Below are 21,353 nucleotides of genomic sequence, written 5' to 3'. Positions count from 1 at the left end.
TCACCACGATCTGCGCAGCAGCTCGGAGAGGTTGCCGGTTTCGACCGCCTCGACCCGAAAGGCCCAGCCGGTATAGTCGGCTTGCGTGATCTGCGAGACCTTCAGCACAGAGAGCTGGAAGTTGACCGCCACGCCCTTGCCCGCGACGCGCTCCACGGAGCCGCGGTTGAACTTCAGCTCGATCGCGCCGCTGCCGACCGATTCGACCTTCACCGGCACGCCGAGCGAGGCCGCGGTGCCGAACTCGAAGCGCGCTTCGTCGGCGCGCAGCAGCTGGCTGACCAGGACGAGCTTGTAGATGTCGGGCTGCTTCAGGGCGGCGTGCAGGTAAAGGCTGTTCTCGACCTCGCCCCGGTTCTCGTTGGTGATCGTGCTGTTGAGGTAGTCGGCCAGGAAGCCGGCCGGATTGGCGAGCGGCTCGGTGCGGTAGTTGATGTAGGTGATCTTGAGGTTGCGCTCGACCGCGGCCCGGGCCTCGGCCGTCGCCAGGCCGGAATAGCTGCCGCTCGCCTTCAGGCCGAATCCCCTGATGTTGCCGGCTTCGCGCCGGGCGCCGGATTCCTGGCGCGCCAACGCGGTGGGTTCGACGGGAATGGTCATCAGCTTGGTGAGCGTGTCGTTGTCGCGGTTCCAGACATAGAGCTCGCCCAGCGTGCGCGCGCCGCTGTTGATGTAGCCCGTCGAGGTCCAGGCGTTGCTCAGGTCGACCGTGTAGACCGGATCGCAGGCACTCGCGCCCAGGGCAAGGCAGGCCAATCCCAGCTGCAGGATCCTCATGATGGCGTCCCACGCGACGAGCCGCGCGCCTTCGCGGCGGCGTGCGAGCCTAACGCAGGCGGGCGGGGCGAGGACAGTGACCAATCGCCGGACGCGGCGTGATCATTGATCACGCCGCCACTTGGGCGATCGGCAGTCGGTGTTGATCACCAGCGTGCCCGGCTGGCGCGCCCCGAAAGCGAGATGCGTGAGCTCGTGCGTGTCGCTGGTCGCGATCACCTGGTGATTTCCGACATCGTCTCGAAGCGCAGTTCCATCGTCAGGGGCTCGTTGATGTACGCGGTGAAGCGGGCGATCTTCACGCGCTGCATCGTGACCCGCCGGTTCGGCTGGAACACCGTGACCGAGCTGAAGACCGTGCCCTTGTCGGCTGCGTCCCGGATTTCCTGGCGCTGGGGGGTGGCCTTGCGGTCCGCTTCGGTCTTCACGATCGGATCCGCCATGTGGACGAAGGCGTCGCGCACGCTGCGTACCCAAAGCCGGCGCATATGTCCGGGATAGCCCCTGCCGTCCGCACCTTTGCCGTCCTGTCCCAGCTTGAAGTCACGGACCTCGAACCGGGGCGGCCACTTTCCCAGCGGCGGGTTGAACATGATGTACGTTGCCATCGGTGTCCCCACCAATGTGACGGAAGGCAAACGCAACCGGGCTATTGTACCAAACATTTTGCAGGCGCGCTCACGGTGGCAGCGCCAGCGCGGCGAAGCGGTTGAGCCGGCGGATGCTGTCGATCGTCAGCGGCAGCAGGCGGCGCTCGAAGGGCACGAAGCCGCGGCGGCGGGCATGGGCCAGGCTGTCGAGCAGCACGAAGAGCTCGGCGCGACGGGCGGTGGCGTAGGCGCGAGTCGCGGGGGCGATGGTCGATGGGGCGACGGTCGGGCGGGCGTCCGGCGCGCGCATCGCTCAGACGGGGTCGACCGGCACACAGCCGATCTCGACGCGCTCCACGTCAAGCGGCAGACGCACGCGCGCGCGCAGCCGGGAGGCTTCGCTGGCGGCCTGCAGCAGCAGTTGGGTCAGCCGGCTGGCGGCCTCCTTGTCGGCGTCGTCGGCGAATTCGCTGCGCGCCGGCGCGATCGCCCACAGCGTCTCGATCATGCGCTCCAGCGCAGCGAGGCTGGCGGTCAGCGCCGCCCTGGTGGTTTCGCGCATGGCATCGGCTCCGCCGCCCGGAGGGAGAAGGGGCGGGACATCGGGGTCCCGGGCGTGGGAGGCATTGCCCGGGACCCCTGTCCCCTCTGCCGGCGGCGCTTACAAGGAGGGGTGCCACCGGCGCAAAGGGATATTCTAAAAAATGGAAAAATAAGTCAACCTTAATTTTCTCAAAAGGGAAATATGGAGATTGGCCTGGCGGCAAACCCTTGCTGTTTTCGCGGTTCTTGAAGGCTCAACGAACGAGCGAGATGAACTCCTCGAACTTGCCGGCGGCGCTGCGGCCCAGCTCGGGCGGGAAGGCGAGGTTGAAGTGGAAGCCGTCGCCGAACTTGCGGCGCGCCCAGTCGAGCACATGGGCGATCTCGACCTCGGCCAGCGGGCGCCGGGCGGCCAGGCGCAGCTCGATGCGGTCGGGCGCGGTCTGCGCGAACTGGTAGTGGCGGATCGGCGCCAGCGACAGCAGCGCGCCGATGTCGCCGGCCGACAGCAGCGGCCAGCGCTCCGAACCGTCGGGCAGGCGCAGCATGTTCTGGCGCCGGCCGAGGATGGCCTCGATCGCCGGCAGGCCGCGGCCGCAGGCGCAGGGTCCGCTCGCGGTGCGCGCGTAGTCGCCCAGGTCGTAGCGCAGCAGCGGCATGGCGAGGTTGTGCAGCGGCGTGACGATCACGCGGCCAATGGCGCCGGGCGGCGCCGGTACGCCCTCCTCGTCGAGGATCTCGATCAGCGCGCTCTCGGCCTGCAGGTGATAGCGCTCGTGTCCCGCCGCGCCGTCGGGACACTGGAAGGCGAGGTAGCCGCATTCGCGCGTCGAGTAGGTGTCGACCACCGGCACGCCCCAGCGTTCGCGGCAGAAGTCGCGCAGGCCCGGCGCCAGGACCTCGGAGATGGTCAGCACCTGCCTGAGCCGCCCGGGCCGGAAGTCGCCCGCCGCGCGCAGCAGGCGGTCGAGCAGCGTGGGATGGGTCAGCAGGTAGTCGGGCGATTCGCGCTCGAGCCATTCGAGCTGCTGCTCGATCGGCGTGGCGATGTTGAGGCTGACGCAGGGGCCGGTGCGGAAGATGTCGCCGGTCGAGAAGCCCCAGCTGTCGTAGCGCTTGCCCTCGGGCCACAGCGCCTTGCCCTTGTCGGAATAGCGGATCACCGCGAGCTTCGCCGAAAGATCGCGGCCGTGCCAGAGATGCTCGCGCACCGTGAAGGCGCTCCACAGCAGCTCCCACATTTCCGAATGCACGGCGCGGATCGGCTGGCCGGTCGAGCCCGACGTGAAGGTCTCCGACAGATCGCCGTGGCCCTCGGGCATGCTCGGGCTGAGCAGCGCGTCGCCGGCCTCCTGGATCTGCCGGCGCGTGAGCGGCGGCAGCATGTGCCAGCGCGTCCAGAACGCCTCGCCCTCGGGCGCCTCGATCAGCCCGCGCAGCCGGCCGCGCCAGAACGGCACGTGTGAATCGGCATGCGCCAGCAGGCGGCGCAGCTGCGCCTGCTGAGCCTGGCGCAGGCGTTCGGGCGGCCACCACTGGCTGCGCTCGAGCTGGTACAGGAAGGACAGGCTGGCCATGCCGCGGCCCGAGACGGCGGCGGGGAAGGCGATGTCGGGCAGCGCGCTGGCGAAGGGCGGATCGATCATGCGTGCGCGCCATCCTGCGCGGCGAAATGTGGCCACAGAACGGCCCCGGGCGACGTGCACGTTTTGGCCATATTCGGCGACCAGTCTGCTGGCCAGGATCGGGCGAGAGGCGTCATGTCGATCAAGAGAAAAGCCGGACTGCTGGTCGGCGTCATCGGCGCGACAGCGACCTTGGCCACCACCGCCGAGGGCGGCGAAGGCGGGGAGCGCGGCCGCGGCAAGAAATGGCGGCCGCACTACCATGTCGTGGTGCCGGCCGCGCCGGTCTATGTCTTGCCGCCGCGTGCCTATCACGCGCCGCCGCCGATGTACTACGCGCCGCCACCGCCGGCGTACTACGCCCCGCCGCCGGTGCGCTACGCGCCGCAACCGATCTACCCGGGCCTGGGCAGCGTGCATTTCGGCGTCACGGTGCCGTTGCGCTGAGGCGCAGGCTTTCCTGTCATTCCGGGCGCAGCGAGGAATCCGGCGGAAACGCCTGGCTTCCTCGCTGCGCCCGGAACGACAAGGTGGTCCGTCCCCGTCAGCGGAAGAAGACCAGCGTCACCAGGATGAACAGCGGCAGCAGGCAGACGACCGACCAGCCCATGTAGCCGAAGAAGCTCGGCATGCGGATGCCGCCATCCTCGATCACCGCCTTGACCATGAAGTTGGGCGCGTTGCCGATATAGCTCATGGCGCCCATGAAGACCGCGCCGCAGGAGATCGCGGTCAGCGTTCCCGCGAGCGCCTCCATCAGCCGCCCGGCGTCGCCGCCGGCGAGGTTGAAGAACACCAGATAGGTCGGCGCGTTGTCGAGGAAGGCCGACAGGATTCCGGTCATCCAGAAATACCACGCGTTGATCGGCGTGCCGTCGGCGCCGCTGACCATGGCGACCAGCGGCGCCATCGCGCCGCCGGTGCCGGCCTTGAGGATGGCGATGGCGGGGATGATGGTGAGGAAGATGCCGGCGAACAGCTTGGCGACCTCGAGGATCGGCGCCCAGGTGAAGCCGTTGTTGGCGCGCGCCGCCCGCGACGTCAGCTTGATCGAGGCGGCGGTGATGAGCAGCAGTGCCGCGTCGCGCACCAAGTTCTGCAACTCGACGTCGACATGGTAGATCGTGAACGTCACGCCGGGCTTCCACGTGCCGCTGAACAGCACGAGGCCGACGATCGCCATCAGCAGCACGATGTTGATGCCGCCCTGCATCCGCACCGGCGAGTCCGGCGTCGGGTCGACCGGCAGGTGGCCCTCCTTGCGGTACCAGTAGCTGTCGAGCGCGTAGAACGCGCCGAGCAGGATGACGCTGCACAGCAGCATCGGCGCCAGCAGGTGGGTGGTCGGCCAGAAGAACGACACGCCCTTGAGGAAGCCCAGCAGCAGCGGCGGATCGCCCAGCGGGGTCAGCGCACCGCCGATATTGGCGACCAGGAAGATGAAGAAGACGAAGACGTGCGTCTTGTGCCTGCGATCGTCGTTGGCACGCATCAGCGGGCGGATCAGCAGCATCGCCGCCCCGGTGGTGCCCATCCAGCTCGCCAGCATGGTGCCCGCCGCCAGGAGCGCCGTGTTCATCGACGGCGAGCCGTGCAGGTTGCCGGTGATGCAGATGCCGCCGGTCACCGTGAACAGCGCCAGCAGCAGGATGATGAACGGCAGGTACTCGAGCAGCGCGGTATGCGCGACCTCGTAGGCGGCGACCGGCAGGCCGTGCATGGAGGCGAAGGGCACGATCAGGGCGAGCGCCCAGCCGGCGGAGATCTTGCCGTAGTGGTGGTGCCAGAATTGCGGCGCCAGCAGCGGCATCAGCGCGATCGACAGCAGGATGCCGCAGAACGGCAGGATCCAGACCAGGCCAAGCTTCGCGCCGTCGACATGCGGCGCGTTGCCGGCGGCCAGCGCCGGCGTGGCGCCGAGGGCGACGAGAGCGCCGGCGAGGGCGACGACGAGATGGATCAGGCGAATTCGCGCCGTCATGAATACTCCTGCTGGTTCACATCCGCCGGCCGGCGCGTCGCGCGCGCCGGCCGGCCGTTCTGGTACCCGGGATGGCAAATGCCCATTACAGCCCCACTGTCATCCCTCACTGACAGTCGGTGCTAGCCCGGTTCCTTGAGGAAGCGGCGGTTCCGCTCGCGCAGCTCTGCGTCGGCCTCGCCGTAGAGGAAGGGAAGGTACACGAAGCGCTCGCCCCGTGTGACATCCGTCGCCTCGTGCAGCAGCGAGCAGGAGAAGACGATCGCGCCGCCCGTCGGCGGGCGGTAGGTGCGCTGGCCGAACTCGGGGAAGCGCAGGTCGCCGCCCTCGTATTCCTCGGCGTTGAGGTTGAGCGACACCGCGAAGCGGCGATGCGCCGTGCCCCTGGTCGTGTTGTCGCGATGCGGGCGGAAGAAGCCGCCGCTCTCGGCGCCGTAGCGCGCGACGATGTGGCGCTCGATGCGGGTGGCGGCGAACTGGAACGAGCGGGCGATCTCCGGCGCCAGCCGGTTGTGGATGCGGAACATCGCCGCCTTGAGCAGGCCCTCGTCCTGGATCGCGCAGTCGCTGCGCCGCTTGAAGCCATGGTCGAGGACGCCGACCGTCAGCCCGTCCTTCTCGCGCATGAAGCCGGAATCCTGCCCGCCGCGCTGGCGGTAGTGCTCGATGAGCGCGCGGCAGAGCGCCGGCTCGAAGACGCGCTCGACCAGCAGGACCGGCGCGTGGTTGGCATCGGCCGACGCGGCATGATGCAGGTGCAGGCGGCGCAGCTCGGCGAGGATCGGCGCCAGGCAGGGCCGGCGCTCCTTGAGCTCGACGATCTGCAGGAAGCGGAAATTGCGGTCCAGCACGAAGATCCGTGGCGCGACCCGCGTGCGCTCGCCGGGCTGCGGCGCGCAGAGCCCATAGGCGGCCGCCGCCTTGCGCTCGTAGTCCATGAAATAGCGGATGCCGGGCGTCTGCTGGCGGATGCCGAGGCTTTCGAGCTGCGCCGGGTCGGACACGGCGAAGAACAGCGACGCCTGCTCGTCATCGAGCGCGTCGCGCAGCACGCGCAGCTCGGCCATCAGGCCCTTCATGGCCTCGCTCGCCGGCGCGCCGGGGAAGACGAGAATCGTGCTGCGGCCGGCGGCGGCGTGGAAATGGAACTCGGGATTGCTCGGCGTCGGGAGGACGAAGTCGGCGGCGCGCTCGCCGATCGCGGGTTGGCGTGACATGTCGGGGACCCGATGGGATCTCAGGGCGGGCTGGCGAAAAGGCGGCCCCCGTCCGGGGACGGGGGCCAGGTTGCGGATCGCCGTACTGTATGCGGAGCAGCGGCCGCGGGCGACTGCGGGCGCGCCGTACGCCTGGCGATCCGGGTCGGTGTGCTGTTGAGGGCTCGTCTCATGCGGGCTCGTCCGGCCGATCCGGCATGCGGGCGAGCGCGCGCGCGGCCCGAGGCTGTCGGCGAGATGGCGATGATGGGGACGCGGGTCGCCCGCCCGTCCGCGCGGGACGACCGGGCCGGGCGTCGGTCAGGCTGGCGGAGGGGCCCGCGGCCGATGGGCGGTGCCGGCGACCGACGAGGCGACGGTCTGGCGCTCGTATCCGCGGGCCGCGCGGGCGGCCGGGATCGCCCAGTCATGCGAGAATCGCTGACGCTCGACGAAGAAGTCCTTGCCGCCGCTGGTCGTGCGCACCAGGCGCGCCCGCGACGGCTGCTTGCCGACGCTGGCCTTGGCTATGCCGATCGGCGTGCCGAAGGACGCCCGGTCGAGCAGCGGATCCGGCACGGATCGCGCATTGCGGAAGTCCTCGGTCAGGAACAGATGAAGCAGCGCGCCGACGATGAAGGCCGCCAGCGCGACGCACGACCTCATGGCGCGGGCACGCTGGCTTTCAGTCATCGGCCGAAGGCGAACCTGATTGGCGGCACGGGCGAGATCTCGGCGGCTGTCGCTGTCCTGCGTCGAGTTATAGCCCCGAACCACCGCGCCGCAAGAGGGCGGCGTGCTCAGTCGCGCCAGGGATTGACGATCTCCATCACCACCGACTGGAAATCCGCCGCGTTGCGCGTCACCAAGGTCAACCCGTGGACGGCGGCGGTGGCGGCGATGAAGGCGTCCATGGCGCCGATCGGCCGGCCCGCCGCGTCGCGTCGCGCCACCAGCACGCCCCACCGATCGGCGATGGCCCGGTCGACCGGCAGGATGCGGTCCGCGAAGCGCAGCGGCAGCTGCTCGCGCAGCCAGGCATCAAGGCTGTGCCGCCGCCTGCCGTCGGCCAGGCGATCGATGCCGTGGCGAAGCTCGGCCAGGCTCACCACGCTCAGGAACACGCGGTCCTCGTCGGCCGCCGCCAGCCAGGCGACGACCCCGGGGTCGGGTCTCGGCCTGACCCACTCCGACACGACATTGGTGTCGAGCAGGAAGCTCACAGCGCGACCTTGCGCGCCCGATCCTTCCTGCGTGCGACGGCGAGACCCGAGCCGCGCAGCGGCGAGGCGGCGAAGAACTCCGCCAGATTGCCGGTGCGCTTCGACTTGCGCTCCCATTCCTCGGCCGACACGACGATGGCCGCGGCCCGGCCGCGGCGGGTGATGGTCTGCGGCCCCTTGGCCCGCGCCTGCTCGATCATCTCGCTGAAGCGCGACTTGGCCTCGGCGACGGTCCAGTTGTCCATGGCCACCTCCCGGCTCAAATGACTATATGGTCATGATAGTCATCTGGCGGAGAAACGAGAATACCCTTCCCCCGGAGGGGGAAGGTGCCCGAAGGGCGGAAGGGGGATGTTGAAGACGAACGCAGGAGTCCGTCTTCGACATCCCCCTTCCGTCGCTGCGCGCCACCTTCCCCCTCCGGGGGAAGGTATGAGCTCACCACGACGGCAGGAAGCTCGCGAACTTCTGCGCCATGAAGGCCTTCACCTCGGGCGAGCGGTAGCTCTCGACCAGGATCTTCACCCAGGGCTTGTCCTTGTCGGCCGTGCGCACGGCGATGACGTTGACGTAGGGGCCCTGCGGGTCCTCCTGCAGGATGGCGTCCTTGGCCGGGTCGAGGCCGGCCTGCACGGCGTAGTTGGTGTTGATCGCCGCGGCGGCGACGTCGTCGAGCGAGCGCGAGGTCTGCGCCGCGTCGATCTCGACGATCTTGAGCTTGCGCGGGTTGTCGACGATGTCGAGCGGCGTCGGCTTCAGCCCGACATTCGGCTTGAGCTTGATGATGCCCTTGGCCTGCAGCAGCAGCAGCGCGCGGCCGCCATTGGTCGGATCGTTGGGGATGGCGATCGAGGCGCCGACCGGCACCTCGGCCCAGCTCTTGTGCTTCTTCGAGTAGATGCCGAGCGGCACGGTGTAGGTCTGGCCCACCGAGTCGATCTTGAACTTGCGGTCGTTCTTCTGGTTGTCGAGGTAGGGCTGGTGCTGGAAGGCGTTGGCCTGGATCTCGCCCGAATCGAGCGCGGTGTTGGGGATGATGAAATCGGTGAACTCGACGATCTGGATCGTCAGTCCCTTCTTGGCGGCGACCGCCTTCACCGCCTCCATGATCTGCGCCGGCGGGCCGGCGGTGACGCCGACCTTGATGGTGGTCTGGGCCGCGACGCTCGCGGCGCCGGCGAGCAGCGAGGCGGCGAGGGCCGTGATGAACAGACGACGTGAGGACATTGGGGGCTTCTCCTTATGAATGTCGCTTGCGCTTGTCGAGCCGGCGCGCCAGCCGGTCGCCCAGGCTCTGCACGGCCTGGACGATGAGGATGAGGACGACGACCACGGCGGCCATCACGTCGGGCATGAAGCGCTGGTAGCCGTAGCGGATGCCGAGATCGCCCAGCCCGCCGCCGCCGACGGCGCCGACCATGGCCGAGTAGCCGATCAGGCTGACGGTGGCCAGCGTGAGCGCCAGCGCGATGGCCGGCAGCGCCTCGGGCAGCAGCACCTTGATGACGATCTGCAGCGGCGTCGCGCCCATGGCCCGCGCCGCCTCGATCAGGCCGTGGTCGAGCTCGCGGATCGCCGCTTCGACGAGTCGCGCGATGAACGGCGTGGCGGCGACGGTGAGCGGCACGATGGCCGCCGCCGTGCCGATCGAGGTGCCGGCGATCAGCCGCGTGAAGGGGATGATGGCGACGACGAGGATGATGAATGGCGTCGAGCGCGTGGCGTTGACGATCAGGCCCAGCACGCGGTTGGCCCACGGCGAGGCGAACAGCTCGCCGGTGCGGCTGGTGGCGAGGAAGACGCCCAGGGGCAGGCCCAGCGCCGTGCCCAGGCCGGCGGCGACCGCGACCATCATCAGCGTGTCGAGCGTGGCGTGGAAGATCGCCAGCAGGACCTCAGGCGACATGGCCGAGCACCTCCGTGCGCAATTCCTGGCGCGCCAGCTCGGCGACGACCGCCTCCAGCGCCGCATCGGGGATGGCGATGGTAAGCGTGCCGAACGGCCGGCCGGCGATCGAGTCGATCTGGCCATGCAGCAGCGAGACCTCGATCGACAGCGCGCGCGCCAGCTGGCCCAGCACGCGATCGCCCGACTGCTCGCCGCTCCACACCACCTTCACCACCGCCTGGCTGCCGGCGAAGGGCTGCGGCTTGAGGCGGCCGGCGATGTCCTGCGGCAGCGTCGAGCCGGTCACCGAGCCGACGAAGGATCGCGTCGTCGGGTGCGAGGGATGGGCGAAGATGTCGAAGGTCGCGCCCTCTTCGATGATGCGCCCGGCCTCGAGCACGACCACCGTCTCGGCGATGCTCTTCACCACCGCCATCTCGTGGGTGATCAGCAGGATGGTGAGCCCGAGCTCGCGGTTGATGCGCTTGAGAAGCGCCAGGATCTGCGCGGTGGTCTCGGGGTCGAGCGCCGAGGTCGCCTCGTCGCTGAGCAGCACCTTGGGCGCGGTGGCCAGCGCGCGCGCGATGCCGACGCGCTGCTTCTCGCCGCCCGACAGCTCGGCCGGGTAGCGGTCGCGCTTGCCGGCAAGGCCGACGAGCTCGAGCAGCATGAGGACGCGATCCCTGATCTCGCTCGCGGGACGCCCGGCGATCTCCAGCGGCAGCGCCACGTTGCCGAAGGCGGTGCGCGAGGACAGAAGATTGAAGTGCTGGAAGATCATGCCGATCGAGCGCCGCGCCTCGCGCAGGCCGCGCTCGTCGAGCGCCGAGATCACCGTGCCGTCGACCGTGACGGTGCCCGAGCTCGGCTTCTCCAGCCCGTTGACCAGGCGGATCAGGGTCGACTTGCCCGCGCCGCTGCGGCCGATCACGCCGACGATCGCGCCGGCGCCGACCGAGAGCGACACGCCGTCGAGCGCGCCGACCTCGGGCGAGGCGCGGCGCGCGGCGTAGGTCTTGCGCACGTCCTCGAAGACGATGACCGGCCGCGAGCGGGCGGCTGGCGACTCGAGGTCGTGGGTTGCGGGCGGGGCGGTGATGGCGGTCACAGGGGCGAAACCGGGGGAAGGCGGCGCGCGGCTATTGCATCGACCGCACGCGGACGTCAACCAAGACGCCTGCAAGATAATCTATCCATTGGATATTACAGGGATTTATCGGGGCCCGAAATGGCGTCGATCGGGCCGCGATGACGGCAGTCGTGGTGCAGAAACGGATCGGGTCCGCGGGAATGTCCGCGTCCTCAGCACCGCGAATGATTTAAGGCAGGGCCGGCGACGGAACCGGGCGCGGGGCATCGTCATTGTTGGCGATGTTGGTGGCAGCGCGGGAGGAGCGAAGCGTGACGGACCCGGAAACATTGCTCGAGCGCGCGCGCGAGGGGCGCGCCAGCGCGGCACGTGCCCGGCGTCTGTCGGCGCAGCTGCTGTCGCAGGCCGACCGGGCCAACCTCGGCACCTACGCCGACTGGCTGGAGGCCGAGGCCGAGTCGCTGGAGCGCGCGGCCAATGCCACGACCGGCATGATGCGCGCGCGAAACACCGAGCCGCGGCGGCGATCGTCGTCGCACTGAGCGGGATCACGCCGAGGCGCGCGCCGCCATCAGCCGCGCGATCTCTTCGCCCAGCTGTGCCTGGTGATAGGGCTTCGACAGCCGCGGCAGGTCGGTGCCGGCCGGCGTCTCGGCATAGCCGGTCGCCAGCAGGATCGGCAGCCCTGGCCTTGCGTCGCGCGCCTTGCGCGCCAGCTGCACGCCCGTCATGCGGGGCATCGCATAGTCGGTGATCATCAGGTCGAACGGGCGGTCCTGGGCGAGCAGCTCCAGCGCGCGTTCGCCCGAATTGACCTCGATCGCCTCGTGGCCGAGATCCTCGAGCATGCCCACGGTGCTCATCGAGATCAGCACGTCGTCGTCGACGACGAGGATCTTCAGCCCCTGCGCCGGCGTCGCCCCGGGCGCGGCCGCGGGGCTCTCGTCCCGGCGCGGCGCGTCGCCGCCGGTGGCGGGGAACCACAGCTCGGCCACGGTTCCCTTGCCCGGCTCGCTCGACAGGCGCAGCGCGCCGCCGAGCTGCACGGCCAGCCCGTGCACCATCGACAGGCCCAGCCCGGTGCCCTTGCCGACCTCCTTGGTCGAGAAGAAGGGCTCGGTGGCCTTGGCCAGGGTCTCGGCATCCATGCCGCAGCCGGTGTCGGCCACCGACAGCCGGACATAGGTGCCGGGCGCGAGATCGGTGCCGGCCGGCGCCTCGATGCCCTGCGCGCGGATCGACAGCGAGCCGCCCTCGGGCATGGCGTCGCGCGCGTTGACCGCGAGGTTGAGCAGCGCCAGCTCGACCTGGTTGGCGTCGATCATGGCGCGCGGCAGGCCGTCGGGCACCTCGATGGCGATCTCGATGCGCGCGCCGACCGAGCGCGCCAGCAGGTCGCTCATGCCGCGCACCAGGGCGGCGACGTCGCTCGGCTCGACCTGCAGCTCCTGCTGGCGCGCGAAGGCGAGCAGGCGCTGCGTCAGCACGGCGCCGCGCTGCGCGCCCTGCGCGGCGCCCTCGATGAGCCTGACGATGCGCGCGTCGGGCGGCACGCGCTTGCGCAGCAGCTCGAGATTGCCCATCACCGCCATCAGCAGGTTGTTGAAATCGTGCGCGATGCCGCCGGTGAGCTGGCCGATCATCTCCATCTTCTGCGCCTGGCGCAGCTGGTCCTCGGCCCGCTGGCGCTGCGTCATCTCGGCCACGACCGTCTTGTGCGCCTCCTCGAGCTCGCGGGTGCGCTCGGCGACGCGATCCTCCAGCGTCTCGTTGAGCTGGTGCAGGCGCTCCTCGGCCGTCTTGCGCTCGGTGATGTCGGCGGACACGCCGATCAGCCGCGCCGCGCGTCCGTCGTCGCGCACGACGCGCGCGCGGATCTCGGCCCATTGCACGCTGCCGTCGCGCCACACCGTGCGGTACTCGATGGCGTAGTCGCCGCCGACCTCGATCGAGCGGCGCAGCGCGTCCTGCGCCCAGCCGCGGTCCTCGGGATGGATCGCCGCCACCAGCTCGTCCCACGACAGGCCCTCGTGCGGCTGGCGGCCGTACAGCGCCTTGCATGCCTCCGTCGCCGTCAATTGCCGGCTGTCGAGATCGAGCTCCCACGATCCGAGGCGGCCGGCCTGCAGCGCGCTCTGCAGGCGCCGCTCGCCCTCGGCCAGCGCGCGCATGTGGGTGCGTGCCTCGTACTGGCGACGCCGGCTGCGCACCGCCGTGCGCGCGAGGCTGACGAAGGTCGTGGGATGGAACGGGCGTTCGAGGAACGTGACGTTGCCCAGCACCTGCGAGAGCCGCGCCGCGGCGGGATTGCGCTCTATGTCGCCGCCGCGCCGGGTGAGCACGATGAAGGGCAGGTCGGACCACGCCGGCTGCGCCGCCAGCAGCTTGGCGATGCCGCGCAGATCGCCGGCCGCGGCCGCGCCCTCGGTGAGGATCACGAACGAGGTGCGCTCGTCGATCGCCCGCTCCAGCGCCGCAAGGTCGGCGCAGATCAGCGCGGCGATACCCGCCTCCTTCAGCAGGGCGCGTGCGACCTCGGCGTCGCGTCCCTGCGGCGCGAAGATCAGGGCGAGGGGTTCGGCGTCGGGAATGGCTCTTACTCGCTGTCTTTCGGCTGATCCAGCAGCGGCACCGTGCCGCCCATGAGGGTGGGCACGCCGCGCAGGATGCCCTGGAACTCGGTCAGCGGCGCGCCGAGCCGCAGCCCGCCGCGCCCGATCTGGAACTCGCGGATCGTCGCCTCGTGCCAGCCGGTGCGCTTCTTGATCACCGAGATCGCCCGGCGCACCTTGCCCAGCGCCTCGAAGTAGCGCAGCAGGATCACGGTGTCGGCGAGGTAGGTGACGTCGACGGGCGATTTCATGTCGCCGACCAGCCCGTGCTGCGCCACGGTGAGGAAGGTCGAAGCGCCCTGGCGGTTGAGGTACTGCAGCAGCTCGTGGATGTGCAGCGCCAGCGCGTTCTCCTCGGGCATCGCCGCCTGGTAGCCGTTGAGGCTGTCGATCACCACGGTCTTGGCCTGCGCCGTGTCGACCCGCTCGCGCACGCGGTGGGCGAACTCGCCGGGCGCCAGCTCGGCGGCGTCGATCTGCTCGATGTGCAGCAGGCCGCGCTCGCGCATGCCCTCGAGGTCCATGCCCAGCGCCTTGGTGCGGTCGAACAGCAGGCCGAGCTCCTCGTCGAAGGCGAAGAACGCCGCCTTCTCGCCGCGGGCGATGGCGGCGGCCATGAACTGCAGCGCGATCAGGCTCTTGCCGGTGCCGGCCGGGCCCAGCACCAGCGTGCTCGAGCCCTGCTCGATGCCGCCGCCCAGCAGGCTGTCGAGCTCGGCGATGGCCGAGCTCATCCGGCCGCGGGTGAACTTGGTGCGGTGCTCGGACGAGACGAGGCGGGGATAGACCGCGACGCCGCCGGTCCTGATCTTGAAGTCGTGGTAGCCGCCGCGGAAGCGCTGGCCGCGATACTTCGAGACGCGCAGGCGGCGGCGCTCGGCGCCGTAGACCGGCGCCAGCTCCTCGAGCTGGACGACGCCGTGCACCACGCTGTGCACCGTCCTGTCGAGCGTGTCCGACGTCAGGTCGTCGAGCAGCAGCACTGTCGCTTCCCTGCGCGCGAAATAGTGCTTGAGCGACAGGATCTGCCGGCGATAGCGCAGCGAACTCTGGGCGAGCAGGCGGATCTCCGACAGGCTGTCGAGCACCACGCGCCGCGGCCGGGCGCGCTCGAAGGCCTCGAGGATCAGCTTCGTGGTCTCGCCCAGCTCGAGGTCGGAGGAGTAGAGCAGGCTCTGCTGCTGGTCGGAATCCAGCAGGCTCTCGGGCGGCGTCAGCTCGAAGATCTCGATGTTGCCGTCGATCGTCCAGCCATGCGAGCGCGCGCTCTCGCGCAGCTCCGCTTCGGTCTCCGACAGCGTGACGTAGAGGCCCTTTTCGCCCTTCGCCGCGCCCTCCATCAGGAAGCTGAGCGCGATCGTCGTCTTGCCGGTTCCCGGATTGCCCTCGAGGAGGAACACCTTGCCGGCCGAAAACCCGCCGGCGAGGACCTCGTCGAGACCGCTGACCCCGGTGCCGGCCTTGACCGTAGCGTTGCCTGCAGAATCCATGGCCATTCCCCGCTGCCGGCCCGTCCCGGCCGCGGTTTCAGCGAGCGGCCCGATATGCGCTAACGCCGCCCGGCGCCTTTGGCTCCCTGGGGATCACGGCCGGGACGCTGGCGCGAGCCGGGCGCGCAGCCTGTCGCGCTCGGCCAGGCTGGCGACGAGCCTCGCCGCAAGCACCGCCAGGTGGGCATGGGCGTCCGCTGTCGCGCGGCCGGCGGCGCGCAGCTCGCCGATCAGCCCGAGCTGGACCTCGATATCGACCTCGCCCAGCGCGATGCGGTGCTCGACGATCTCCAGCCGGGCGAGGAGACTGGTCGGCGGCATGCGGCTCACGCCGTGCGCGGCTCGGCCGCGAGGAAGTGGCCGAAGGCGGCCAGGCCGCGGATGCGATCGCAGACGATCTTGATCGTGGCCAGCATCGGCACCGCCAGCACCGCGCCGGGAATGCCCCACATCCAGTACCAGAAGACGATCGAGACGATGACGATCACCGGGTTGAGGATGAAGCGCCGCGCCAGCAGCAGCGGCGTGATGAACTGGCCCTCGAGCAGGCTGATGGCGAGGTACAGCATGGTCGGCAGGATGGCGAGCAGCGGGTCCTCGAACGTCGCGACGCCGACGATCAGCAGCATGCTGCAGCTGACCACCGTGCCGAGGAACGGGATGTAGTTGCAGACGAAGGCGAGGCTGCCCCACAGGATGGGATCGGGCAGGCCGCAGGCCCAGACCGCGAGTCCCGTAGAAATGCCGACGGCGGCGTTCATCAGGCTGATGGTCAGCAAATAGCCCGAGACGCTGACGCGGATCTCGCCGGAGATCTCCACCGCCTGCTTCTTGTCGCTGAACGTCGGCAGGACCTCGACCAGCCGGCGCAGGAAGATGTCGCCCGACAGCAGCAGGAAGAAGAGCAGGAGGACGGTCGTCGCCAGGCCGACGACGATCTGCCCCGTGCCGGCGAGGATGCGGCTCGACAGCGGCGGACCCTTCACGGTGAGCGCGGTCGCCGGCGCATCGTCGGCGATCCTCGCCTCGACCTGGCGGCCGGCGCGCTGGATCAGGCCGACGATGCGGCTGATCCCGGAGAAGCGCTCCTCGACCTTGTCGAGCGTTGACGGCAGCCGCTCGGCCCACTCCGAAACCGGATTGGCCAGGGTGAGCGCCAGCCCGGCGACGCCACCGCACAACGCCACCAGCACCACCAGCGCGGCCAGGCCGCGCGGCAGATGATGGCGTACCAGCACGCGCATCGCCGGCTGCAGCACCAGGGACAGCATGAACGCCATCGCGATCGGGATCGCGATCTCCGCGACCAGCCGCAGCGCGAAGATCGCCAGCAGCCCGAAGACGCCGGCCAGCAGCAGCACGATCGGGTTGCTCGGCAGCGGCATCGGCTGGTCGTCCGGCGGCGGCGTCGGCATCTGCGTCTGCGTGCCGGGCAGCTCGTCGGTCAGCAGGGAGGGGATCGGAGGAGTGGGTTGCATCGATCGGCGCCTGCGTGGCCTAACGCCGCGGCTCGAACGCTGTTCCCTGCACAGGGGAGGGCGCCGGCAACGTCCGCGACGATGGTGACGTTCACCGAAGCGGCCAGCCGGCCGCGAACACGCGTCCACAGGAGTTCGTCATGAACAATCCGAATCAGAAGCCCGGCCAGCAGCAGGACCAGCAGGAGCAGCAGCGCCAGCGCGAGCAGCAGCAGCGCGAGCAGCAGCAGCGCCAGGATCAGCAGAAGCAGAACGAGGACGGCAAGCGCCAGGGCTTCGACAAGGACCAGGACCCGCAGCGGGGCGGCCAGCGCCAGTAGATCTGCGAGACCAGCGCCCGCCGCGCATCGAGGCGCGGCGGGCGGCGATGGTGCGGCGAGGATGGGCGTGGGATTCGCCACGGTCAGCGACTTAACGCTGACGTCGGGCCTTGTCTTTCGCGCGGCGGGCCAATCACTCCGGCGTCCGTGTGGCGCGCGCGGGTGGGGTCCACCCCGACCCGGGACTCCACGTGCCGCCGGCCGATCCGGGATGCGCCGCGGCGCGCAGCACCGGACCGATGAAGCGCCGCAGCTCACCCAGGACGTCTTCGAAGGGCGGCGGGCTCACCGCGGGCGGGTTGCGCGCGAGAAATGCGTCCCACATCCGGCGCTTCTCGGGCAATGCGGCAAAGGCGGCGGTCAGCGCGAACGGGATATCGGCAGGCAGCGTGGCCTGCCGGCGCTCGAAGGTGCCGCGCAGCGCCTGGACCAGCGTGGCCATCTCGAAGCCGAACGTGTTCGCGATCGCCCAGATGTCGTTGAAGTCCTTCAGTCGCCCGTTGGCCTCGCCGAAGCGAACCATGGCCTCGAACTTCTCGGCCACGACGGTCTCGGGGGGATAGGCGAGGATCCGGGGCACGCCCATGTCGGGAAGCAGGCACGGAAAGGTGATCTCGCGAGGCGCGGGGTGGACCGCGTCGCCGAACCCCATGTCGATGCGCACGGCGATCCTGATGTTGCCGAGCTTCGCCGTCACGGCGACGCGAAGACCCTGATACACCTCGTCCTCTCGCATTGCCTCCACGATGATGCTGCCGGTGTCGAAGACGATCGCATCGTCGGGTACGGCGATGGCGCAAATCTCCGCGACGATCGCTTTCATCGCCTCCGGATCGGCCGGCGCATAGGCGAGCAGGTCCAGATCGCCGGTGGGCCGATACACGGCTTGCGACCAGGTGACGAACAGCATCGCTCCTTTGAGGACAAAGCGGTCGCGATCGGTGTAGCGGGAGAGCCGAAACAGGAAGCGCTCTATTCCGTAGCGGACGAGGACGCGGTTGAAGACCTCGCCCTTCGCCGCCGCACCTGCGAACAGCCTGGCCCTGACCGAGGCGGGCAGGTTCTTGATCTCCTTCATGTCAGCGTCTCGACATAGGGGTGCATCACGTTGGCGACGCGGTCGAGCGCGGCCATCCGCATCACCTGCGCCGGCGTCGCCTTGCGTTGCCGGATCGCGTCGCGCAGCGCTTCGATGGCGACATCGAGTCCGACCCGGCGGCGGTGCTTGAAGCAATCGGCGACCGTCTTGGCGACGTCATAGATCGGCACCCGGACCCCTTCGATGTCGGCATGCTCGACATGGGCGTAGAGGGCCGGCTCGCTGGCATGGACGACCTCGATCGGAAACGGCGCCGATCGCGCGACGCGGGTCTTGCGCGGCAGCGTCATCCACACGGCGTGGGGAAGCTGGGTAGTGAGGCCGTGGTGGCCCAGCGCCGAGAGCAGGCACACGACACCCCTCGGCATCAGCCGCGCGGCGACGGCCAGGCTGTGCGCGGCGTCGGTGCCGGCGAGCTGCGGAAGCTGGTACAGGCCGCGCGCGAGCTGAACGAGCCGGCCCTCGTTGCAGAGGCGCTTCAGATAGACGAGGGGGATACCCGCTGCGTCAAAATCGCGTGCGCGGGCGATCCCGCGCCTCTTGGCGAGGGCGAGCGCCCGGGCAGCCGGAGATGCCGCAATGACGTTGGCCATGGCTTGTTATATAATGACGTCAATTAGTATCCAATGACATCAAAATATAACAGTCGACTCTTCGGCGGGAGCCGAGGCGGACGGGGTCGAGCATCTGGACGTCGGGCTTGCGACGAGTCAGCACCGGGCCTGGCCTGACGTGGCCATCGCGACGTCCACCACGGCCATCAGCTCGGCGTCGAGCGTCTATCTCCCGTTCGTAGTCCCGCTTGAAGCGCGTCGCGTGCCTGATCGTCGGCTATTCAGGCCTGCGATCAGCTCGTCCAGCGAACCTGCCGTAACGAGATCGCCCCGACGCGCCGCCTTCGTCGCCTCGATCGTCTCGGCGTTCGGCGTGAGAGGCTCGAAGGGCAGGGCCTTCTCAGCCGCGATCTTCATCATCAGCAGGCGCAACGCGTCGGACACGGTAAGGCCCATCGCTGCCAGCACCGCGGCGGCATCGTTCCTGACGCGCTGGTCGATGCGGGCGCGGACAATTGCGGTCTCGGCCATGGTGTCTCGATTACTCCGGCGCCTGCATCGCGCGCACCGGTGAGGCCCAGTCGAGCGCCTGGTCCTCGAGCAGCGCGGCGTTGGTCGAGATCAGGTTGAATCTGCCCGGCGTGGCGCCGCGGCGCACCTGCTTGAGCATGGTCGGGCCGCCGTCGGCGAGCTTGACGACGCAGAGCTTGCCGACGACGCCGGCGACGTCCTGCTCGGGGTCGCGGGTGTAGAAGACGCGCCAGCCGTCGGGGATCGAGGGCTCCATCGAGGAGCCGCGCACGATGGCGGCCACGGTGCGCTGCGGGTTGAGCCCGCTGGGGCAGGGCACCTCGTCGAGCCCGCTGCCCTTGGGGAAATCGTCGATCGGCAGGATCTGCGCGCCGGCGCCGATATAGCCGACGATCGGCACCTTGGGCCGCTCGCCGCCGAACATCACGTCGGCCGGATCGACGTCGTAGAGCCGGGCATAGGCCATCGCCCATTTCCAGTCGACGGCGTTGGGCACCGTCTCGTGGCGGTGCACCACCGAGGCCGAGGTGTTGAGCGCGGCGCCGACCTCCTCGAGCGACAGCTGGCGCGACAGGCGCAGCTTGCGCAGCGCCGAGTCGGTGGGCTGCGGGCGGCGGTAGCGGCGGATCTTGGCGGGCGGGCTGGCCATGGGCTCAGCATGTCCCGACTGTATGAAATTGTCCTTTCTATATTCGCGAAATTAATACTTGATGTAATTCGCGATATGCGAAATTATAGCGCATGAGCGACGACCTCCCCCAGCCCCTGACTCCCCCCGAGTGCGACCTGCGCGGCCTCGAATGGATGCCGCTGTACGGCCACCGCCTGTTCGCCTCCGACTTCGACGCCCATGCCGGCGACTCAGCCTTCCGCGCCGCGCTGTCGCTTTGGTGGTCGGCGTGGAACCAGGTGCCGGCCGCCAGCCTGCCCGACGACGAGGTGGCGCTGTGCCGGCTGGCCGGGCTGGGCCGCGACCTCAAGACCTGGCGCGCCGTGCGGACCCAGGCGATGCACGGCTTCGTGCGCTGCGCCGACGGCCGGCTCTATCACCGGGCGATGGCGCCGATCGCCGTCGACTCCTTCGAGCACCGCCGCAAGGAGCGCACCCGTCGCCTGAAATGGAAGGAGAAATCGGCCAAAGGCGACGTCCCCGCACACGTCCCTGGCGACGACCCGGGGACGGCTGACAGGACACGACACGACACGACAGGACACGACACGACAGGACACGACACGACAGGACACGACACGACCGGACACAACACGACTCAGGCCGCACCGCAGGTGCGGCGCAGCGCCAACGGCCTGCGGCAGGCGCGGGCGGCCGATCTCGGCCTGCAGGCCTCGACCGGCGGCGGGGCGGCGAGGCGGCTGAAGCCCCAGGCGGCGGCCGATCGCGACATGGTGCGCTGGCTGACCGACGAGCTGGGCATCGAGGGCCAGCAGGCCTGGATGATGGTGATCGCCGCGCGCGATCCCGAGGACAGCGAGCACGAGCGGGTGGCGCGCCAGCTCGAGGGCATCAGCCGCGAGCACCGCCTGGGCTGGTTCGCCGACGAGCGGGAGGCGTCGTGATGGCCGGCGACGCGGCGGCGAACCGCGCCCGGCGGCGCGACGAGGATCGCCTGGCGCTCGAGGCCTGGGCGGCGCGCCGCCGCGAGCGGCTGGCGCGCGAGCCCGAGGAGGTGCGCCAGGAGATGCTGAGCGAGGCGCGCGAGCGCCTGGTGCGCGCCGGCCGCATCGAGTGGAGCGGCGAGGTCAGCGAGCTGTGCCGCATGCGCGTGGCCAGCCGCCACCGGCTGAAGCGCTACGGCGCGATCCCCGACGGCGCCGAGTGGCTGCGCCAGATCGGCGAGATCCGCGCCGCGCTCGGCCTGCAGCCGCGCGATCCCCCATGAAGCGCCGCGCGACACGCAAGGGCGCCGGCTCCGATGCGGGCGTAGGCGCCTGGGCGGCCGCCAACGGGCGCGGCCGGCGGCCGGGCCACGTGCCGGTGCTCGCCTCGCCGCCGCTGGTCGAGGCGCTGCGCCTGCTGATCGCCGGGCGCGGCGGCCATCCCTGCCCGGACAACCGGCTGCTGGCCGAGGCGCTGGGCGTGCGGGTGGTGACGGTGCGCGACGCGCTCGACCTGCTCGAGGCCGCGGGCGAGCTGGAGATCCAGCGCTCGGCCTATATCGGCGGCCTGCGCCGGCGCATGCGGGTCAAGGTGGCCGGCCGCTGGCGGCGCTGGACGGCGCTGGGCCGGCGCGGCGCCTACGACCTGCGCATCACCGCGCCCGACCTGCTGCACGGCCCCGACACGCACCACCTGGTCCGCGTGCTGATGGCGGGGAAGTATGATTGAGGCATCGAGCGC

General features: G+C 69.9%; 27 protein-coding genes. 6 read left to right on the top strand and 21 right to left on the bottom strand.

What is annotated here, in order from left to right:
• From KF889_18595 to KF889_18575, 5 genes are all read right to left on the bottom strand, one after another.
• A complete protein-coding gene (locus tag KF889_18595; protein MBX3501454.1) occupies positions 1–777 on the bottom strand; it encodes a hypothetical protein in 777 nt (258 codons plus the stop codon).
• 215 nt (positions 778–992) lie between these two features.
• Entirely contained in the window at positions 993–1,385 is a 393-nt protein-coding gene (locus KF889_18590) for a hypothetical protein (GenBank protein ID MBX3501453.1), read from the bottom strand.
• 70 nt (positions 1,386–1,455) lie between these two features.
• Positions 1,456–1,677: a hypothetical protein gene (locus KF889_18585; protein ID MBX3501452.1), complete on the bottom strand. Its 222-nt coding sequence runs from the start codon at positions 1,675–1,677 to the stop codon at positions 1,456–1,458.
• A gap of 3 nt (positions 1,678–1,680) precedes the next feature.
• A complete protein-coding gene (locus KF889_18580; protein ID MBX3501451.1) occupies positions 1,681–1,929 on the bottom strand; it encodes a hypothetical protein in 249 nt (82 codons plus the stop codon).
• Between the two features lie 235 nt (positions 1,930–2,164).
• Positions 2,165–3,556 (bottom strand): phenylacetate--CoA ligase family protein, encoded by a 1,392-nt coding sequence (locus tag KF889_18575; GenBank protein ID MBX3501450.1) that lies wholly within the window; start codon positions 3,554–3,556, stop codon positions 2,165–2,167.
• Between the two features lie 114 nt (positions 3,557–3,670).
• Here KF889_18575 and KF889_18570 point away from each other — a divergent pair, with 114 nt between their 5' ends.
• Positions 3,671–3,982 carry a hypothetical protein gene (locus KF889_18570; protein MBX3501449.1) on the top strand — a complete coding sequence of 104 codons (312 nt, stop codon included), beginning with the start codon at positions 3,671–3,673 and terminating at the stop codon, positions 3,980–3,982.
• 97 nt (positions 3,983–4,079) lie between these two features.
• Here KF889_18570 and KF889_18565 read toward each other — a convergent pair whose 3' ends face one another.
• The 8 genes from KF889_18565 to KF889_18530 form a co-directional block, all read right to left on the bottom strand.
• A complete protein-coding gene (locus KF889_18565) occupies positions 4,080–5,516 on the bottom strand; it encodes a sodium:proton antiporter (protein MBX3501448.1) in 1,437 nt (478 codons plus the stop codon).
• Between the two features lie 122 nt (positions 5,517–5,638).
• The gene (locus tag KF889_18560) at positions 5,639–6,733 is read right to left on the bottom strand and encodes a 2OG-Fe(II) oxygenase (GenBank protein MBX3501447.1); all 1,095 of its coding nucleotides are present in this window, start codon (positions 6,731–6,733) and stop codon (positions 5,639–5,641) included.
• Between the two features lie 300 nt (positions 6,734–7,033).
• A complete protein-coding gene (locus KF889_18555; GenBank protein ID MBX3501446.1) occupies positions 7,034–7,378 on the bottom strand; it encodes a hypothetical protein in 345 nt (114 codons plus the stop codon).
• 134 nt (positions 7,379–7,512) lie between these two features.
• On the bottom strand, positions 7,513–7,935 hold the full coding sequence (locus tag KF889_18550) for a type II toxin-antitoxin system VapC family toxin (protein MBX3501445.1): 423 nt from the start codon (positions 7,933–7,935) through the stop codon (positions 7,513–7,515).
• Positions 7,932–8,180, bottom strand: a complete 249-nt coding sequence (locus KF889_18545) for a type II toxin-antitoxin system Phd/YefM family antitoxin (GenBank protein ID MBX3501444.1) — start codon at positions 8,178–8,180, stop codon at positions 7,932–7,934. Before KF889_18545 ends, KF889_18550 begins: the two co-directional genes overlap by 4 nt.
• A 193-nt stretch (positions 8,181–8,373) precedes the next feature.
• On the bottom strand, positions 8,374–9,162 hold the full coding sequence (locus KF889_18540; protein MBX3501443.1) for a MetQ/NlpA family ABC transporter substrate-binding protein: 789 nt from the start codon (positions 9,160–9,162) through the stop codon (positions 8,374–8,376).
• A 13-nt stretch (positions 9,163–9,175) separates the two neighbouring features.
• On the bottom strand, positions 9,176–9,841 hold the full coding sequence (locus KF889_18535; protein MBX3501442.1) for an ABC transporter permease: 666 nt from the start codon (positions 9,839–9,841) through the stop codon (positions 9,176–9,178).
• The gene (locus KF889_18530; GenBank protein ID MBX3501441.1) at positions 9,831–10,922 is read right to left on the bottom strand and encodes a methionine ABC transporter ATP-binding protein; all 1,092 of its coding nucleotides are present in this window, start codon (positions 10,920–10,922) and stop codon (positions 9,831–9,833) included. Before KF889_18530 ends, KF889_18535 begins: the two co-directional genes overlap by 11 nt.
• A 302-nt stretch (positions 10,923–11,224) precedes the next feature.
• Here KF889_18530 and KF889_18525 point away from each other — a divergent pair, with 302 nt between their 5' ends.
• Complete coding sequence (locus KF889_18525) at positions 11,225–11,455, top strand: hypothetical protein (protein ID MBX3501440.1); 231 nt, start codon at positions 11,225–11,227, stop codon at positions 11,453–11,455.
• 6 nt (positions 11,456–11,461) lie between these two features.
• Here the strand turns inward: KF889_18525 and KF889_18520 are convergent, their stop codons facing one another.
• The 4 genes from KF889_18520 to KF889_18505 form a co-directional block, all read right to left on the bottom strand.
• On the bottom strand, positions 11,462–13,480 hold the full coding sequence (locus KF889_18520; GenBank protein MBX3501439.1) for a response regulator: 2,019 nt from the start codon (positions 13,478–13,480) through the stop codon (positions 11,462–11,464).
• 29 nt (positions 13,481–13,509) lie between these two features.
• Positions 13,510–15,015, bottom strand: coding sequence for an AAA family ATPase (locus KF889_18515; GenBank protein MBX3501438.1), 1,506 nt, complete (start codon positions 15,013–15,015; stop codon positions 13,510–13,512).
• Positions 15,016–15,108: 93 nt separating this feature from the next.
• The gene (locus KF889_18510; GenBank protein ID MBX3501437.1) at positions 15,109–15,336 is read right to left on the bottom strand and encodes a hypothetical protein; all 228 of its coding nucleotides are present in this window, start codon (positions 15,334–15,336) and stop codon (positions 15,109–15,111) included.
• Positions 15,337–15,341: 5 nt separating this feature from the next.
• Positions 15,342–16,493 (bottom strand): AI-2E family transporter, encoded by a 1,152-nt coding sequence (locus KF889_18505; GenBank protein MBX3501436.1) that lies wholly within the window; start codon positions 16,491–16,493, stop codon positions 15,342–15,344.
• A gap of 140 nt (positions 16,494–16,633) precedes the next feature.
• Between KF889_18505 and KF889_18500 the strand changes: the two genes are divergently transcribed.
• On the top strand, positions 16,634–16,813 hold the full coding sequence (locus KF889_18500) for a hypothetical protein (protein ID MBX3501435.1): 180 nt from the start codon (positions 16,634–16,636) through the stop codon (positions 16,811–16,813).
• A gap of 133 nt (positions 16,814–16,946) precedes the next feature.
• Here KF889_18500 and KF889_18495 read toward each other — a convergent pair whose 3' ends face one another.
• The 4 genes from KF889_18495 to KF889_18480 form a co-directional block, all read right to left on the bottom strand.
• A complete protein-coding gene (locus tag KF889_18495; GenBank protein MBX3501434.1) occupies positions 16,947–17,891 on the bottom strand; it encodes a nucleotidyl transferase AbiEii/AbiGii toxin family protein in 945 nt (314 codons plus the stop codon).
• Positions 17,888–18,505, bottom strand: coding sequence for a type IV toxin-antitoxin system AbiEi family antitoxin domain-containing protein (locus tag KF889_18490; GenBank protein MBX3501433.1), 618 nt, complete (start codon positions 18,503–18,505; stop codon positions 17,888–17,890). The genes KF889_18495 and KF889_18490 overlap by 4 nt, the downstream gene beginning before the upstream one ends.
• A gap of 186 nt (positions 18,506–18,691) precedes the next feature.
• Positions 18,692–18,997 (bottom strand): type II toxin-antitoxin system RelB/DinJ family antitoxin, encoded by a 306-nt coding sequence (locus KF889_18485; GenBank protein MBX3501432.1) that lies wholly within the window; start codon positions 18,995–18,997, stop codon positions 18,692–18,694.
• Between the two features lie 10 nt (positions 18,998–19,007).
• A complete protein-coding gene (locus KF889_18480) occupies positions 19,008–19,646 on the bottom strand; it encodes a LexA family transcriptional regulator (protein MBX3501431.1) in 639 nt (212 codons plus the stop codon).
• A gap of 92 nt (positions 19,647–19,738) precedes the next feature.
• Between KF889_18480 and KF889_18475 the strand changes: the two genes are divergently transcribed.
• Genes KF889_18475 through KF889_18465 form a run of 3 tightly spaced genes read left to right on the top strand, consistent with a single transcriptional unit; the run spans position 19,739 to position 21,341 of the window.
• The gene (locus KF889_18475) at positions 19,739–20,572 is read left to right on the top strand and encodes a DUF1376 domain-containing protein (protein ID MBX3501430.1); all 834 of its coding nucleotides are present in this window, start codon (positions 19,739–19,741) and stop codon (positions 20,570–20,572) included.
• Entirely contained in the window at positions 20,572–20,895 is a 324-nt protein-coding gene (locus KF889_18470) for a hypothetical protein (GenBank protein MBX3501429.1), read from the top strand. Before KF889_18475 ends, KF889_18470 begins: the two co-directional genes overlap by 1 nt.
• Complete coding sequence (locus KF889_18465) at positions 20,892–21,341, top strand: GntR family transcriptional regulator (protein ID MBX3501428.1); 450 nt, start codon at positions 20,892–20,894, stop codon at positions 21,339–21,341. The genes KF889_18470 and KF889_18465 overlap by 4 nt, the downstream gene beginning before the upstream one ends.
• The last annotated feature ends 12 nt before the right edge of the window (positions 21,342–21,353 follow it).

This window comes from Alphaproteobacteria bacterium (genome assembly GCA_019635875.1).
Taxonomy (GTDB): Bacteria; Pseudomonadota; Alphaproteobacteria; order Reyranellales; family Reyranellaceae; genus JAFAZJ01.
The sequence above is the reverse complement of the archived record's forward strand: the minus strand, read 5'-3'. Positions and strand labels throughout refer to the sequence as shown.